The 16,705-nt window shown below is 63.3% G+C and carries 13 protein-coding genes and 1 tRNA gene; 8 read left to right on the forward strand and 6 right to left on the reverse strand.

All coding sequences use genetic code 11. The features are described 5' to 3' along the window. Positions 1-253 precede the first annotated feature (253 nt). The 3 genes from NHH73_19000 (at position 254) to NHH73_19010 (ending at position 4,771) form a co-directional block, all read left to right on the forward strand. Positions 254-2,836 (forward strand): TonB-dependent receptor, encoded by a 2,583-nt coding sequence (locus NHH73_19000; protein ID USX24697.1) that lies wholly within the window; start codon positions 254-256, stop codon positions 2,834-2,836. Positions 2,837-2,838: 2 nt separating this feature from the next. Further along, positions 2,839-4,548: a phytase gene (locus tag NHH73_19005; protein USX24698.1), complete on the forward strand. Its 1,710-nt coding sequence runs from the start codon at positions 2,839-2,841 to the stop codon at positions 4,546-4,548. Positions 4,549-4,686: 138 nt separating this feature from the next. Beyond that, a tRNA-Leu gene (locus NHH73_19010) sits at positions 4,687-4,771 on the forward strand. Positions 4,772-4,926: 155 nt separating this feature from the next. On the opposite strand, the gene NHH73_19015 is transcribed toward NHH73_19010, so the two are convergent. The 5 genes from NHH73_19015 to NHH73_19035 form a co-directional block, all read right to left on the reverse strand. Further along, positions 4,927-6,525, reverse strand: a complete 1,599-nt coding sequence (locus NHH73_19015) for an inorganic phosphate transporter (GenBank protein ID USX24699.1) — start codon at positions 6,523-6,525, stop codon at positions 4,927-4,929. A 158-nt stretch (positions 6,526-6,683) separates the two neighbouring features. Then, positions 6,684-6,929 carry a hypothetical protein gene (locus NHH73_19020; GenBank protein USX24700.1) on the reverse strand — a complete coding sequence of 82 codons (246 nt, stop codon included), beginning with the start codon at positions 6,927-6,929 and terminating at the stop codon, positions 6,684-6,686. 301 nt (positions 6,930-7,230) lie between these two features. Next, complete coding sequence (locus NHH73_19025) at positions 7,231-8,184, reverse strand: S8 family serine peptidase (protein ID USX24701.1); 954 nt, start codon at positions 8,182-8,184, stop codon at positions 7,231-7,233. A 440-nt stretch (positions 8,185-8,624) separates the two neighbouring features. Beyond that, positions 8,625-9,530 carry a hypothetical protein gene (locus tag NHH73_19030; GenBank protein USX24702.1) on the reverse strand — a complete coding sequence of 302 codons (906 nt, stop codon included), beginning with the start codon at positions 9,528-9,530 and terminating at the stop codon, positions 8,625-8,627. A 293-nt stretch (positions 9,531-9,823) separates the two neighbouring features. Beyond that, positions 9,824-10,420, reverse strand: coding sequence for a CHAP domain-containing protein (locus NHH73_19035; protein ID USX24703.1), 597 nt, complete (start codon positions 10,418-10,420; stop codon positions 9,824-9,826). Positions 10,421-10,522: 102 nt separating this feature from the next. On the opposite strand from NHH73_19035, the gene NHH73_19040 reads away from it, so the two are divergent. Next, the gene (locus NHH73_19040; protein USX24704.1) at positions 10,523-11,188 is read left to right on the forward strand and encodes a response regulator transcription factor; all 666 of its coding nucleotides are present in this window, start codon (positions 10,523-10,525) and stop codon (positions 11,186-11,188) included. Next, entirely contained in the window at positions 11,185-13,062 is a 1,878-nt protein-coding gene (locus NHH73_19045) for a hypothetical protein (GenBank protein ID USX24705.1), read from the forward strand. The genes NHH73_19040 and NHH73_19045 overlap by 4 nt, the downstream gene beginning before the upstream one ends. 28 nt (positions 13,063-13,090) lie before the next feature. On the opposite strand, the gene NHH73_19050 is transcribed toward NHH73_19045, so the two are convergent. Then, on the reverse strand, positions 13,091-13,774 hold the full coding sequence (locus NHH73_19050; GenBank protein ID USX24706.1) for an SOS response-associated peptidase: 684 nt from the start codon (positions 13,772-13,774) through the stop codon (positions 13,091-13,093). Positions 13,775-13,842: 68 nt separating this feature from the next. Here NHH73_19050 and NHH73_19055 point away from each other — a divergent pair, with 68 nt between their 5' ends. The 3 genes from NHH73_19055 (at position 13,843) to NHH73_19065 (ending at position 16,682) form a co-directional block, all read left to right on the forward strand. After that, positions 13,843-14,541 (forward strand): hypothetical protein, encoded by a 699-nt coding sequence (locus tag NHH73_19055; protein USX24707.1) that lies wholly within the window; start codon positions 13,843-13,845, stop codon positions 14,539-14,541. Positions 14,542-14,574: 33 nt separating this feature from the next. Beyond that, the gene (locus NHH73_19060) at positions 14,575-14,787 is read left to right on the forward strand and encodes a hypothetical protein (GenBank protein USX24708.1); all 213 of its coding nucleotides are present in this window, start codon (positions 14,575-14,577) and stop codon (positions 14,785-14,787) included. Positions 14,788-14,942: 155 nt separating this feature from the next. Next, complete coding sequence (locus NHH73_19065) at positions 14,943-16,682, forward strand: M6 family metalloprotease domain-containing protein (protein USX24709.1); 1,740 nt, start codon at positions 14,943-14,945, stop codon at positions 16,680-16,682. Positions 16,683-16,705: the final 23 nt, after the last annotated feature.

A 16,705-nucleotide genomic window follows, 5' to 3' on the forward strand; every position in this document is an offset into this window, starting at 1 on the left:
ATCGACGCCACAACAGGTGCAAACGGCTCACAGGTGGTGGGCAACCCCGCGCCACTCCGTGCAGTGTTCCCCCTCCTCGCCTCCTGCGCGCGCTGCGGCTCAGGCAGCCTGTTTGCCGGGTCAATCCAGCTCATTGCGCCCGGATTTGGCCTCTCCAACGCGCCTTTGGGCGTCCAACGCGGCAAGGTGTCATGCAATTGACACATTGACTACTTAGAATCCGCCCGTCTTCCAACTAATATGACGGCACATAATGAAAACCACACAGTACAAAACGTCCAAACAGCCCGCGCAGCAAGGTCATGGTTGCCGCCTCTCCGTACTCAGCCTTGGCGTGCTGGCCATGCTGGCCGCCCAATCGCATGCCAGTGCGCAAACCAACACGGCTAACGAGGGCGCCGCCGCCAGCGTAGCCGCCAGCGCCAACAGCGTGGTGATCTCGGGCCAGCGCTCCAGCCTGCGCAATGCGATCGCCGCCCAGGAACAAGCCGACAACATCGTCAGCGTCATCAGCAGCGACGACATCGGCGGCCTGCCGGACAAGAACGCGGCCGAAGCGCTGGCGCGCCTCCCGGGCCTGTCGGTGCAGCGCGACCAGGGCGAGGGCCGCTATGTCAGCGTGCGCGGTCTCGGCCCGGACCTGAATTCGGTCACCATCAACGGCGCGCTGGTGCCGTCGCCCGAATCGGGCCGCCGCGCGGTGGCGCTGGACGTGCTGCCGGCCGGCCTGATCCGCTCGCTGTCGGTCAGCAAGACCCTGACGCCGGACCAGGACGCCAATTCCCTGGGCGGCACCGTCGAAGTCAAAACGCTGTCGGCCTTCGACCTGCCGGGCAAGCTGCTGTCGGCCACCGTCGGCGCCAGCCGCGACCAGAACATCGGCAAGACCAGCCCCAACGGCAGCATCCTGTTCGCCGACCGCTTCCTGGACGGCAAGCTGGGCGTGGCCGGCGGCATCAGCTACGAAAAGCGTGAATTCGGTTCCGACAACGTCGAAACCGGCGGCGCCTGGGAAGACGGCAAGCTGACCGGCGTCGAACTGCGCGATTACCTGCCGACGCGCAAGCGCCGCGCCGCCGCGCTCAACCTCGACTACCACGCCGACAACCTGAGCAAATATTTCGTTCGCAGCTTCATCAGCGACTTTAGCGACGACGAAGTGCGCGACCGCCTGACCATCAGCAACATCGCCGGCGACGGCCTGGCCGAGGGACAAACCGCCAGCGCGCGCGGCGAACGCCGCCTGCGCCAGCGCAAGTACACCCAGACCATCAGCTCGGTCGTGCTAGGCACCGAACAGAAATGGAACGGCTGGAAGCTCGATCTGGCCGGCGGCATCAGCCGCGCCACCGACGAGGCGCCGGAATCGATCAACGACGCCCGCTTCCGTGGCAGCAAGGACTTCGCCGGCGTCGGTTTCACCGGCACCGACATCCCGCGCCTGACCGGTCCGGCCAGCCTGTACGACGCTGCCAACTACAAGCTGAACTCGATCGCGCTCAAGCAAGGCGACGCCACCGACAAGGAACACCACATTCGCTTCGACCTCAGCCACAAGTTCGAGCTGGGCGAAGGCAGTTCGACGCTCAAGTTCGGCGCCAAGGCCGCCCGCCGCGAAAAATCCAACGACACCGAGGCGTGGTCGTACAGCAGCAAGCAGATCGGCGGCGCCAGCACCGCGCTGGCCGACTACGTCACCGGCAACGACCTCGATTACAAGCTGGGCCGCATCGGCAAGGCCATCGACCCGGCTGCGATCCGCCGCCTGGTGGCCGGCCTCAAGCGCGCCGACGCCCGCCTGCTGGTCGACTCGACCGTCGACGACTACCACATGCACGAGGACATCGACGCCGCCTACGTGCAAAACAGCGTCGACATCGACGCCTGGCACCTGCTGGCCGGCGTGCGCGCCGAGCACACCAGGTTCGACGCGGCCGGCTCGCGCGTCACCGAGGAAGAGGAAAGCTTCGATCCGGTCAACCGCCGGCGCTCGTACACCAACTGGCTGCCGTCGCTGCAGGCGCGTTACGACCTCGACGCCAAGACCAGCGTGCGTGCGGCCTGGACCCACTCGGTGGTGCGTGCCAACTTCAGCCAGCTCGCGCCGGGCGTGAGCCTGGCCAGCGACACCGAGGCCACCATCGGCAACCCGGATCTGGCGCCGCTGAAGTCCACCAACCTCGACCTGGGCATCGAGCGCGTGCTGGGCGACGACGGCAGCATGTCGGCCTATGTGTTCCACAAGGACATCAAGAACTTCACCTACACCACCAACCTGGCCGGCAGCGGCCAGTGGGCCGACTATAGCTCGGCGGTGTCCTACGCCAACGGCGACAAGGCCACCGTCAAGGGCATCGAACTGGCCTACACCCAGCCGCTGCGCATGCTGCCGGCGCCGTTTAATCGCCTGATCGTCGGCGCCAACGGCAGCCTGACCCGCTCGGACGCCAACATCGCCCGCTACGACATCGACGCCGGCCGCACGCGCTCGCGCAGCATCGACATGCCGGGCCAGTCGGACCGCGTGCTGAACCTGATGCTGGGCTACGAGCAAGGTCCGCTGAGCACGCGCCTGGCGCTGAACTACAAGTCGAAGTACCTGCTGGAAATGGGCGACGACATCCTCGACGCCGGCCAGGACCGCATCGTCGACGCCCAGAAACAAGTCGACTTCTCGTTGTCGTACCAGCTCAGCAAGCAGGTGCAGCTGAACGTCGAAGCAGCCAACCTGAACAACGAGAAATACTACGTTTATCTGGGCAGCAAGGCCCAAAACGCGCAATACGAACAATACGGCCGCACCTATAAAGTCAGCCTCAAAGTGAGCATGTTCTGATAATGAAAACCACGATCTTCAACGCAATTCTCTTCGGCGCGCTGGTCTCGTGCGGCGTGCTGACACAGACGGCGCACGCGGCAGCAGCGAGCTCGGCGGCCGCGGCGGCTCAGGCGGCGCGCGCGGGCGCCCTGCCCGGCCTCGCCGCCAAGGCCAGCGAACTTGCCGCCCTGCCCGACGGCGACTGGCTGGCCATCGACAAGCAGGGCCTGCGGCTGCTCGACGCCGCCGGCAAAGAGCGCGCCCATCTGAGCGTGCGCGCCAAGCAGCTCGACCTGCGATCACAAACGCAAGGTGGCGGCGTGCTGGCCGTGGTGCTCGACGCCAACGCCGAACATGTGCTGCCGGTCCTGGTCGACATCAAGGCCGGCACCCTGACCGCGCAAACGCCGTTCCCGGCGCCGCCGTTCGGCATCGAATCGTCGTGCCTGTACCGCGACGCCCAGCATATCGACCATCTGTTCATGATCGGCAAGGATGGCCAGGCCGAACAATGGCTGATGCACGGCGACCAGCGCCTACTGGTGCGCAGGCTGGCCTTGCCGCCGCACGTCAAGCATTGCCGCGCCGACGACGCCGCGCACCAGTTACTGGTCAATGAAGAAAAAATGGGCGTGTGGGCCTATGACGCGGACGCCGAGGGCGGACCGAGCCGCAAGCTGGTCCAGCGCGGCGACAGCTTCAAGAAAGGGCAAGTGCGGGTGATTCCGTGGCAGGCCGCAACGCCGGCGGTGCCGGGCGCCAAAGCCATCATCGAGCCGCGCGCGCAGACCGAGCCGGTGGCCCGCCAGGGCGACGCCGCCGACGACCCGGCCATCTGGCGCAACCCGGCCGACCCGGCCGGCGCGCGCATCCTCGGCACCAACAAGAAACAAGGCCTGCTGGTGTACGACCTGAGCGGCAAGCAGTTGCAGCTGCTGGAAGTGGGCCGCCTGAACAACGTCGACGTGCGCCAAGGCGTCACCGTCGGCGGACGAAAGCTTGACGTCGCCGTCGCCACCCAGCGCGACGACAACAGCGTGATGCTGTTCGCCATCGACGCCGCCGGCAAGGTCACGCCGGCCGGTGCCTTCGCCACCGGGCTGGAGGACATCTACGGCATGTGCCTGTACCGCCCGGCGGACGGCGGCCTGGAAGCGTTCATCAACGACAAGGATGGCAGCTTCCTGCAATACCGCATCGAAGCGGGCGCCGACGGCAAAGGCATGTCGGGCAAGCTGCTGCGCCGCTTCAAGGTCGCCAGCCAGCCCGAGGGCTGCGTCGTCGACGACCGCAACGAGCGCCTGTTCCTCGGCGAGGAAAAGCGCGGCGTCTGGACCGTCTCCGCGCGCGGCGACGCCCCGGCCAAGCTCAGCATGATCATGCCGGTCGGCCCGCAACTGGTGGCCGACGTCGAAGGCATGGGCCTGTACCACGGCGACAAGGACGACTACCTGGTCGTCTCCAGCCAGGGTGACAACAGCTATCTGGTGCTCGACGCCAACGCGCCGTACCGCGTGCGCGGCAGCTTCCGGGTCGGCTACAACCTTGCCGCCGGCATCGACGGCACGTCGGAGACGGACGGACTGGAAGTCAGCTCGGCCAACTTCGGCGGCCCGTACGCCAAGGGCATGCTGGTCATCCAGGACGGCTACAAGCGCCTGCCGGACGGCCCGCAAAACTTCAAGTACGTCGCGTGGGAAGACGTCGCCAAGGCGCTGAAGCTGGACTGATCGATCACGCCACCGCGCAGCAGCGTATCGCGGGCGTCGAAATTGAGCGCCAGCGGCGCGCGTCGCCGGACTTGTCGCTGCGCCCAGCTTCCGGTATGGCAGTTATGTCATGTTCATGGCATAATATTGGGCTGTGCTGCTCCGATGGTGAAATTGGTAGACACTGGAGACTTAAAATCTCCCGCCGCAAGGCGTGCCGGTTCGATTCCGGCTCGGAGCACCAGCCCCCATTTTAGCGATATATCATAAAACGCCGTAAATCCTTGAAAATCAAGGTTTTATGGCGTTTTTTGCTTTGCCCCATATCCAACTTGTGCCCTAAGAAATGCACAAGCGTGGGCATCGTATGGAGTGCCAAATCCGGGCCGATTCTGACCATCAAAACAGCTGTGAGAACAGCCAGAACAGTGAACCCGACAGAAGGATCGCTACTGGTAAGGTCAGTACCCAGGCCAGAGCTAAGTTGCGAACCGTCGACCATTGCAAGCCCGAGCGATTTGCCGCCATCGTGCCGGCCACGCCGGACGACAGCACGTGCGTGGTCGATACTGGCAGGCCGTAAATATCAGCCGCGCCAATAGTCAGCATCGCCACTAATTCCGCTGACGCCCCCTGAGCGTAGGTTAAGTGCGACTTGCCAATCTTCTCACCGACGGTGACGACAATGCGTTTCCACCCCACCATTGTCCCCAGCCCCAGTGCGATCGCCACTGCGACCTTCACCCACAGCGGAATGAACTTGGTCGCATCGTCCAACTCATTGCGGAACGCCTTGACGTTGGCGCTGGTGTCGGCGTCGAACGGCACCGCCTTGCTCTTATCGAGTAGGCGCAGCGCCTCTGCGGCCAGGTACATGTCGTTCCGCACGTTGCCCACGGTCTCCGCCGGCACCTTGGCGAGCGAACCGTACTGTTTCACCGACTGGCCGATTTCGCCCGTCAGGGCGGCCAGCGCAGGCACCACGGCAGTCTTCAATTCCTTGGTGCGGATATAGTCGGACAGCACCGCGCGCGGATTCGCGACCGGCAAGGACGCCGGTGCGGCGTATTGCCGCAGCGATTGCTGGGTGACTTGGCTCACTGCGACGAATTGCGTCACTTGTTCCGCCGGCATGGCGCGGTTCAGCGCATATGCCATAGGCACGGTGCCAACCAAAATCAGCATGATCAAACCCATGCCTTTTTGCCCGTCGTTGGACCCGTGTGCAAACGACACGCCGGTGCAGGTCAAGATGAGCAGCGCACGGATGTACCATGGCGGCGGCGTGGTACCCTTCGGGGCTTCGTAGAGTTCGCGACGCTTGACCACAGCGCGCAGCGCCAGCAGCAGCAAGGCGGCGCAGCCAAAGCCGACAAGCGGTGACAGCAGCAACGAGTAGCCGACCTTGGTGGCTTGGGCCCAGTCGACACCACTGGTGCCATCACGCCCGTGCATCATCGCATTGGCAATACCAACGCCGAGGATGGAGCCGATCATGGTGTGCGACGACGATGCCGGAAGCCCAAGCGCCCAGGTTCCCAGATTCCAAACGATGGCGGCGATCAGCAGCGCAAACACCATGGCAAATCCCGAGCTCGAACCAACCTGCAGGATGAGTTCCACCGGCAGCAGGGAGATGATACCGAAGGCGACTGCGCCACTAGAGGTCAACACGCCAAGGAAATTGAAGAAACCCGACCAAACCACAGCGGTATTGGCCGGCATGGAATTGGTATAGATCACGGTAGCTACCGCGTTGGCGGTGTCGTGGAAACCATTGACGAATTCAAAACCAAGAGCGATCAACAGCGCGACGCCGAGTAGGATGTAGGGCATCCAATTGGTCGATACCGGACCGGCCTCTGTGACATCGGCGCGTAGGCTGTAAGCACTGAACGCCAAGCCGAAGGCCAGCAGCACGGCGAATATGGCCGCAGTGAGGGGCGTATTTTTGCTGTCCGCGGGACTCGGGCGGCTTGCTTGCGCAACAGTGTTCATGTTGTTCAGTTCCGATAAAGAAAAGGTAACTGAATTTACTGCGCGATTGTGACCGGTGTGTGACGTCCGTGCCGAACGGACTCGACGCCTACCCAAGTGACTGGGCGCCGCCTGCGTGAGTGGCATGGCGGCACCGCCGATGCCGGCCAAGACCCCAGTTAAGCGATGTCGGTAAACTGAGGCTGAACAACTAATTTTCGCCTTGTGCAAAAATCGTTACATGCCGCGTCGCAGACTTCCTGACCTGAGCCGGTATACAGACAGCCGATCATGCATAAGGACTTGCACACTCCCGCCGCTTCCACCTGATCGCTCCGCCCCGGCGCAGAATTAACGCCGAAAACATTGAAAAGCATATCGCTCACCTTCAGCGAGCGCTCAGCCGTGAATCCTGGGAAATTCATATCAACCTCCTTCAACAGTCGAAAAACGCAAACCGCTTCGGCATTGGAAAATTTATTACATCATCACCGGAGCTTGGACGACGTGACACACTTCCATGCAAGTATTAAAGCAATCGTCACCGCCGCCTCTTGCCGCGCAATAACTAGCGCAAAGCGATTTGCACTGTCTTCCGGCCAATGAGACTTGTGACTCCCGCGCGGGAAGAGAAAGGCGACCGGCCATGTGAGATGGGGAATCGGCGGGACGCAGGGCGCGCTCCGCTGTAAAGCCTGGTGTTTTCATTCTGCTCTCCATTCGATGTTATAGGGGCAAAGCCAAAGAATTGCACGCGTATTTCAGTCGCAGATAAGACGTCCATGCGTCGAGCAAAGGCGGGATCACACCTCGCCTGTTTCCGGAGGCGTGTCGCAATGCGTGGATTACTTCGTCCGCACTGCTGTCTGGAAGCGCAGAACGTAACAGCGCTGCCGCTGCGGTTACAAATACCGCGGCCACACTGGTACCGGCAATCTGTGGGGCACCGTCACTATCCGTGACAATGCCCGGTGCACCAAGGCCATTCCTGCCGACCGAGCGTCCGATATTTGAAAACGACAAAAGGGACTTGCCACCGTTGTAGGCGACAACGGGAATGACCCAGGGATGAGCGGTGACCGGCGAGGTAGCAAGTTCCCCGCCATTTCCGCTTGCAGCGACCACGATCACCCCGCGCGAACAAGCGAAATTCAGCACATCGTTCAACGCAAGCGCGGCCTGCCTGCTGACGTTGTTGACCGCCAAGCTCAAATTGATGACGGAAGCGCCCGCCTCTACTGTACTCACCATTGCCGATGCCAGTGTCATGGCGTCCGAGACTGGCAGGCTCGACGCCTGTGTCGATGCGAAAATCGGATGAACCAGCAAAGTGCACGCTGGGCAAGCGCCATCCAGCTGTCCAAATAGTGTCGCCGCCAGCAAAGTCGCATGTCTGCACCCCGCGTCAGAAGGATCGCTGCATATGATATCCGCGCCACCGACGTTTCGAATGTGGGCGTCCTTCAGCCTGCTGTCACTGAGATCGACCGCACCATCGATCAGGCCTATGCTAACCTCGCCTCGGCCACGCGTCACCTCTGCCAGCTTGCTGATTCCGACTGTCTGTAATGGATTCATAGTATTAACCGCAATCTCGTCGATAAGCGATGCAACAGTCCAGAAAGCGTTTGGCGCAACACCTTTGCAATCCGCTGCAATAGTCCAGCGGATCGAAATCATCCTGGCTTTGCGTACGTAATGCCGCCGTTACCTCGGCAACAGCTTCAGAGCGCAAAAGTGGGCTGGAATATCTCGTCTTCATTGCCGAAAGAGCCAATTCTGCGCCGAAGCCTGGCAATGAAGAAACTACTACACGACGTGTTTTCATAGGTCACCATCCAAAATATGAGACGGGTCTCACGACTACTCAGAAAATTGGGGCTGAACAGCCAAGCCATGAAACCTTCTGCAAGCATAGGCGCAGGTCTCAGCGCAGTTTGCGCTGCTTCCGCCTGCTTTGTAGCAAGAAATCAAACATGCGGTGATACATCCTAGAAACGCCGGCTCCACTTGATCGCTCTGCCGCGCCGCGAAATTAGCGCCTGAAATATTAGAAAGGCTGTTGCGTAACTGCAGCGAGCACTCCGCCGTGAATCCTGGGAAATTCATATCAAGCTCCTTTAACGGTCAAAATAGGGGGACAGCTTGGTAATCAAAAACGGAAATTGTTCAGTCACATCGACGCGGATGAAATAACGCTCAGACACATCGGTGATGCGGTGGGTATAGGTCAATATGACATCGACGATGCGGCGCATACCATTAAGCCGGGATTGCCTGGACTCTACCGCCGTCAGCGAAAGATTGTTCTGATGGGCCAGAATTGTCTGGTTGTACAGTTGCGGGTAGCGTACCGCCAGATAATTAATGGCCCTGTGTTCATCGGAGGTGCCCGCGTTGTCTGCCAGTTGGAGGATACGGTCAAGCAACTCCGACGAAGTGCGTGCAAACAGTTCTTCATCCATGCCGTCCGTGAGCGGCAGCGAGGCAAAGAGAGTCTCCCGATCGAACACATAAATCTGATCGACTGTCACCATCGGTAGAGAAAGTCCATTGCACAGGCCTGCTGGCGCGATCCCTCCACGCGTGCCGATCACGATATCGAGATCCAGCGGGGTGGGCGCCGGACGCACCGCGTCCACGAAGAGCTCGTAATCGGAAATGTCCCTGGGCAGCAGCAGATAGGTTTCCAGGCCTTCGATGGAAAATACCCAGCACAGTTGCCTGACGAGATAGCGGTTGCGGCGCTGCGACAACGCCGCGTGCAATGCCTCGCGGTCGGTTTGGCCGGCCGTGTCTGTCCGTCCTATGGCCTGCGCGAATTCTTTCTCCACGGAGCGCGAGGGAAAGCGCCAGCCAATCTGCCCCAAGGCATAGACAAATTGCTGTGCCGCCGCCGCGTCACTGCTGGGGGAGGGGTTTCCGCTGCACCCGCATCCCGCAGCCAATGCCACCGTCCCCCCCGCTCCCGATTCAGCAGTGCGTGAGGTGTCCGACTGCATCTCCAACGAGTTTGCTAACGTCATACTGCGATCCTCCATTGATGATAGGAAATGAATACGCCATAACATCCTGCTGTGCGCACGGTGGTAAGACTGCGCAGACCCGACGCCTACTCTTGAGCCGGGTTGATTAAGTCAATGAAGTATCTCTGAAAATGGCGCCCGGTCCCATACCGCGTATGCGGTATCGCGGTGGTCGCCAACCAAAACGATGGCGAGGCCAACACGCACACCATGGGAGCCGAAAAAGAGGTTGAAGATGAAAAAGCTGCGCTCATTCTTGTTGTCGCACTCAGCCTCATCCTTGCACGCCAACTTCACTCGACGTCGTGGCACCATGCATAAATGCTGCGGCGTTGCGCGTCGAACTTCGCAGGCGAGGTGATCTTGATGGAGTCGTGGGGCGCGGCTTTGATGTTATCCGCCGAGCAATGGACAATGCGGGTGGCGCGCCCTTCGGCATCTGCCTCGACGACGATGGCGACGTGGCCGTAGTCCTCCCCGCTGCCCAGTTTGGGGTAGACCACCAGCGCGCCCGGCAGGGCCCGGTCGATCCGGCGGAAGCGACGCTGCGGTCCTTGGGCGTCGGTCCAGATGCTGTCCGTGTTGATCCAGGCGTCGCCGCCGGGTCCGGGAAGGACGCGCGCGAAGCCCAGCGCCCAGCAAACAAAGCCGCTGCAGTCGCATGCCTCGCGCACCAGCGCCGGGTCGCGTACGTCGATCCCCATCGCCTGGGCCAAGGGCGCCAGCGCCTGCTGGTGGGCGCGGTCCAGGCCGTCCCACTCGCGCGCGACGTGGACCGGATTCGATGGCAGCGGCGCATCCGGATCGCGTCCACCCTGCCCTATCCAATAAAGGATAGCCTTGCCGGCGGCGGCGGAGGCGCGGGCAAGCACTTGGTCTGTGGTTGTCATGAAAAACTCCCAAAAAGCGATCACTGTGCACGCGCGAGGTCGCCCTGGCAATCGCGTGAACACGTCATCGACGCGGCCACAAAGTTATACTAGAATCAATTTATGGCGCTTCCGCACCCACCTCCCGTGCCGACATCCGTGCTGATCGTCGAGGACGAACCCGAACTGCTGCACCGTTTCTCGGCGGCGCTGCTGGCCGAGGAGCGCCTGCACCTGATCGCCGCGGTATCGAACGGGGCTGACGCGCTGGCTGTGCTCGCGAGCACCACGCCGGACGTCGTGCTGCTCGACCTCGGCTTACCCGACGTCGATGGCATCGTGGTCATCCGCCACGTGATGCGCCATTGCCCCGACTGCGATGTGCTGGTGGTGACGATGTTCGGCGACGATGAACACGTCTTCGCCGCGCTCGAGGCCGGCGCGACGGGCTACCTGTTGAAGGATGTCGGCCCCGAGCGCATCGCCGCGAGCATCCACGAGCTGCGCGGCGGCGGCGCGCCGATCTCGCCGAGCATCGCTCGCCGCGTCCTGGCCCGCATGCGGGCGACGGCGCCAGCCGGGGAGGCGGCGCCGGCGACGATCCTGACGCCGCGCGAAATCGAACTGCTCAAGCTGACAGCCAAGGGACTGAGCTTCGACAAGGTCGGCGAACTGCTGGGGATCTCGCCACACACGGTGGTCGCCCACGTCAAAAAAATCTACCGCAAGCTGGCCGTGCACTCGCGCACCGAAGCCGTCTACGAAGCCACGCAACTGGGGCTGCTATGAGGTGGTGGCGGCTGTGCGCCGCCGTGCTGGCGTGCGCGGTCGCCGCACTGCCGTGGCTGACGCTGGAACCGGCGCCGACCGACGCCGTCATCGAGATCAGGCGGGCGATGATGGTCGAATCGGCCGCCACGGCGCCACCGCCGGAGACGGCGGCCTGGCGGGAGACGACGCTGCCGCTATCGCGCGGTCAACCGTCCCGCGGCGCCTGGTTGCGTATGCGCTTCGACGTCTCCCACCCGCCTGCGGATTTCTGGGGCGTCCTGCTGCCCTACCTGTATGGCGGCGGCCAAGTCTGGCTCGACGGCCGCCTGGTCGGCGACATGCCCGTCAGCAGCGCGGCCTTGCATGTGCGCTGGGAGCGGCCGGCCCTGATCGTCCTGCCGCGCGCCTATCTGGGCGCCGGAGGCCACGAACTGGCGATCCACGCCAGCCCGGTGGCCGGCGAAACGGCCATGAACGTTGCGCCGCCCCGCGTCGGGCCGCTGGCGCAGCTGCGCCCCCAATTCGACCGGCGCTATTTTTGGATGCACACGATGCCGGAGTTGACCGTCGGCGGCTGCCTGGTCGTCGCGATGCTTATGCTGCTGATCTGGTGGCGCTTGCCCGAAGAGGTGCTGTACGGCTGGTTCGGCATCGCAGCCTTGATGTGGGGCATCCGCACCCTGACCTTCGTGATCGAGGCGGTGCCGCCGGAGCGCTGGCAGTGGTGGCGTCTGCTCTATCTGGCGAGCACGGGCGGCTTCATCGTGGTGCTGGCGCTGTTCGCCGGCCGCCTCGGCGGCATGAACAGCCGCTGGACCGAACGCGCGCTGCTCGCCTACTGGGCCATCGGCCCCGCCTGGCGGCTGGCGAGCGGCATCGACAGCGACGAGTTAGTCAACCGGCTGTGGACCGCCGGCCTGATCCCGATCGCGATCGCGATCGTGGTCATGTCCGTCGCCACCGCCAGGCGCCAACGCACGCCGCTGTCGTTCTTATTGCCCGCCGCGCTAGCCGTGGCCACGCTGACCGGCATCCACGATTATCTGATGGTGTGGAAGCCGCGCTTGCTGGCCCAGTTCGCACCGGGCTGGGTGGGACAACGCTATTTCCTGCTGCACTACGGAGCCGACCTCGTGCTGGTGGCGATGGGCGTGCTGCTGTGCGCGCGCTTCGTGCTCAGCGTGCGCGCGCTGCGCGAGCTCAACGAGACGCTCGAATCGCGCGTCGCCGACCGCGAGCGGGCGCTGACGGTCAACTTCGAGAGGATGGCCGAGTTGGAGAGGCAAAACGCGGCGGCCGTCGAGCGCAAGCTGATCATGCGCGAGATCCACGACGGCCTCGGCTCCAAACTGTTTACGTCGCTGTCGCGCGTCGAGCGCGGCGCCATGGACGCCACCGAGATGGCCTCATCGTTGCGGGCCTGCATCGCGGACATGCGTCTCGCGCTCGAAGCGCTGGCGCCCGACGACCATGGCCTGCAGGTCGCGTTCGGCGACTTCATGTTCCGTTGGGCTGCCGAGCTGGAAGCGATCGGGGTGCGGTACGCATGGACCGTCGAGCTCCCCGACGATACATTGCAACTGGGGCCGCACGCCACGCTCCAGGTGTTGCGCACGGCGCAGGAAGCGCTCACCAATGTCGCCAAGCACGCCGACGCGCGCAGGGTCGAGCTGTCGCTGGTGGCCCGCGATGGCCGGCTCGTGCTGAGCGTCGCCGACGACGGCGTCGGCCTTGCGCGCAGGCCCGAGTCCGGCGGACGGGGCTTGCCCAATATGGCCGCGCGCGCCCAGCAGCTCGGCGGCACGCTGCGCGTCGAACCCGGCCCCGAGCGGGGCACCGTCGTCACGCTGACGCTGGAGTTGGAACGGGTCGGTCGCCCGCGCATGGCGTGAGCGGGGATATAACGTCGCGTTGAGGCACTTAATCGAAAAGCCCTGGAGACAACGGCGCCGCCAGCGCCGCTCCCTGATTGCGCGAATTTCCAACCGCCGTCGACACCTGATACCACGCGAACCTGTCGGCGCCCAGCGCCACCGAGCGCGCAAGCTCTGCCGCCTGTTCACCGGATAGCTCCGGGTCCATCCAGGTGGCCGCGTCGCTCGCGGAGAACACCACCGGGCGCCGGTCGTGCACGTCGATCATGCCGCCTTCCGCATCGTCGGTCACGATGGCGAAGCCGGAAGCGTTACGGTCCTCCGAACCCGCACCCCACGCGGTCAGGGCCGCCATGTAGAGCATTTCGCCGTCGGCCCGATGAATATGCCAGGGCTGCTTGTTCGGCTTCTCGCCGGTCCATTCATACCAACCATTGGCCGGCACGATGATGCGGCCCGTGCCGAGCAGGCGCCCCCAGTACCTGCCCGCGATCTTGTCCAGCCGCGCGTTGGGCGTTGGCCGGACCGTCGCCGGGGAACCGGCCGCCTTGTACATCCACCAGCGGTCGTCAATGACCAGCGCCCCGCCCTCCGCCCGCAAGATCGGCCGCACCGTCCCCGGCGCCGCATTAAACAACAGTTCCGCGCGGCTGCGGCGCAGGACCTCGCCGGCCCAACTAAAATCGTTGAGCACCCTATCGATGTCGTTTTGGTCGAGGCGTCCGCACATAGGACTATCATAACCGATCCAAAATGCAATATACTGTATAAAAGCACAGTATATTACGGGGTGGCAAATTGAAGGTTTGGGTTCAGCGCCGACTGGATGGCGGCGCGGCGCTGGATCGGCCGGTGCCGATCGCGCCGCCGCATGAGCCGTTGGAGTTGCTGGTGATGCGGATCACCGACCAGGGCCAGCGCAAGCCGACCAAGGTCGCGCGCCTGCTCGCGCCCGACGGCCCGGCGCGCATTGTCGACGAGCTGGTGATGCCGAAGCTGGTCTGGTTCAAGGGCATGCAGTTCGTACTCAGCGGCGCGCAGCAACGACGCCATGCGCACGGGCTGAAAGGCTATGGCCAGTCATGGCTGTGCCAACTGGAGCTGCCGGCGGTCGTCAACGCCTTCAGGGTTGTGCCACTGTACCGCTACGGCGAGCAGATCGCACGGCGCGAGCTGACCGACCGGCATATCAGGACCTTGAGCGGCGGGCTGCTGGTGACCAGCATCGTGGAACCAGCGCTAGGCCGGGCGACGGTGCGTGCGGAGGTCGGACCGGCGGCCTCCGCCACGGCTTGCGGACGCGGCGCGCTGCTCGACGCCAATCTCGAATGGATGTCGGCGGACGGCTTTGAACTGTCCGGCTTTGAACAAGTACCGGCCCACGCGCAGCGGCCCGCGGTCACGCTGCAGCAAGGCTGGCTGTGCAAGCCGGATTGGGATTTGCTGGCATTGCTCGATCCAGCCCGCAACTATCGGGACCGCCGTGACGAGCGATAAATTGCAAGACCGACCCACAAACAATGGAGGGATATGATCGAATCGAGAAGAGTGGACAAACTGACGGCGGGACGGGTGGACGTCGCGATCGTGTTCAGGGAAATGCTGGGCGCGGACGATGCGGCCGCTTACATGGAAGCGAACGGCATACCCGCGCATGTCGCCGAGCGCGTGCTGCGTGGCAAGGCAAAAACCGGGACGCGTGATGGCGCCCACCACCCAAACACGAACCTGCACGAAGCTTGACCGGTCTCAACCGACAGCCGGGGTCGCGTGCCGCCGGCCTCCGGATGAGCCTATATTGGCCCTCACTGATCCGGGTTTTTCTTCACTACGTCGCGCCAGTGTCCTACCCCCATCAGCTTATCGAAACGAAGCTTCGTCAAAGGGGGAATACGATCATGAGCACGCCGTTCGTCAATGAAGAATTCACTTTCACCAATCCGGACGGCAGCGCCGTCCAAGTCAGGGGCTGGGGCAACCAGTACCACGCGAGGTTCGAAACCCTCGACGGCTACACCGTGGTCCAGGACCCCGACACCGGCTTCTACCAATACGCGACGCTGGCCGACGACGGGCACGCGCTGGTGCCGACCGGGCACACCGCCGGCGAGGTCGACCCGCAGAGCCTGGACCTGCGGCCCCATCTCCAATTGCCGCCGGAGCGCGCCCGCCAGCAAGCGCAGCGCTCGCCGCTGCGGCAGGGAGCGCCAAGCCGCTGGCAGATCCGGCGCGCGGAAAAAAAGACCCGGCGCCGCGCGATGATGCCCAGCGCCGCCGGAGAACTGCCGCAAGCGCAAGGAACGATCACCGTCGGCAACTTCGTCGGGCTGTGCATCCTGATCCGGTTTCCCGACGTGGCCGACACCATCCCGGTGGCCGCCATCAACAGCTTCTGCAATCAGGCCGGCTACACCGGCTACGGCAACAATGGCTCGGTGCGCGACTATTTCTTCGACAATTCCAAGGGCAAACTCACCTACACCAACGTGGTGACGCAGTACTACACCGCCGCGCACAATCGCGCCTACTACACGGATCCGGCGATCGCCTACGGCACCCGCGCCAAGGAACTGATCGTCGAGGCGCTGACATGGCTGAAGGCGCAAGGGTTCAATTTCGGCCAGCTCACCAGCGACGGCAGCGGCTACGTCAATGCGCTGAACGTGTTTTACGCCGGCCCCACCGTCAACAACTGGTCCCAGGGGCTATGGCCGCATTCCTGGAATCTCGCCGCCCCGTTCGACGCCGGCGGCGGCAAGAAAATGTTCGACTACCAGATCACCGACATCGGCAGCGAACTGACCTTGCGCACTTTCTGCCACGAGAACGGACACATGGTCTGCGACTACCCCGACCTCTACGACTACGACAGCGGCGCCGGCGCCTCGGCCGGCCTGGGTCACTTCTGCCTCATGTGCTACGGCGGCAACGACAAGAATCCGGTGCAAATCTGCGCCTACCTGAAGAACGAGTCAGGTTGGGCCACCAAGGCCGTGGCGATCATGCCGGGCATCACCGCGACGCTGTCGGCCGCCAACAACGACTTCTACATCTATGCCAAAAGCGCGACGGAATACATGATCATGGAGAACCGGCAAAAGACCGGCCGCGACACCTTCCTGCCCGATGCCGGCCTGGCCATCTTCCATGTCGATGAAAACGGCAACAACAGCAACGAGCAACGCACGCCCGCCCAGCACTACGAGTGTTCGCTGGTGCAAGCGGACAACCGCTTCGACCTGGAAAAGAACGCCAACGCGGGCGACGCCGACGACCTGTTCGGCGCGCCGACCAGGACCGAGTTTTCGGATACCACCAACCCCAGCAGCAAATGGTGGGACGGCAGCAATTCGGGGCTAAGGATCAACGCCGTTTCGGCCTCGGGCGCGGTCATGACGTTCAACGCCCCGGCCACCATCAACTGGGAAAACAGCAAGGCGGTGCTGTCCACCTACACCAGTCCGCATTCGATGAACGCCTGGGCGTATGTGCAGGACCTCGGCTGGCGCAAGGTGCAGCCGCTGACGCCGGACGGCGTGACCAACATGTTTGTCTTGCTGGCCGAAGCCCAGGCGTACAACAGGAAAGTGAACGTGTATGCCGACACGTCGCTGATTTACCAGGCTTATTGTGTGTAACCGTCGATCTTCCCTAAGGAGCA

It is taken from the genome of Oxalobacteraceae bacterium OTU3CINTB1 (assembly GCA_024123955.1).
Lineage (GTDB): Bacteria > Pseudomonadota > Gammaproteobacteria > Burkholderiales > Burkholderiaceae_D > Rugamonas.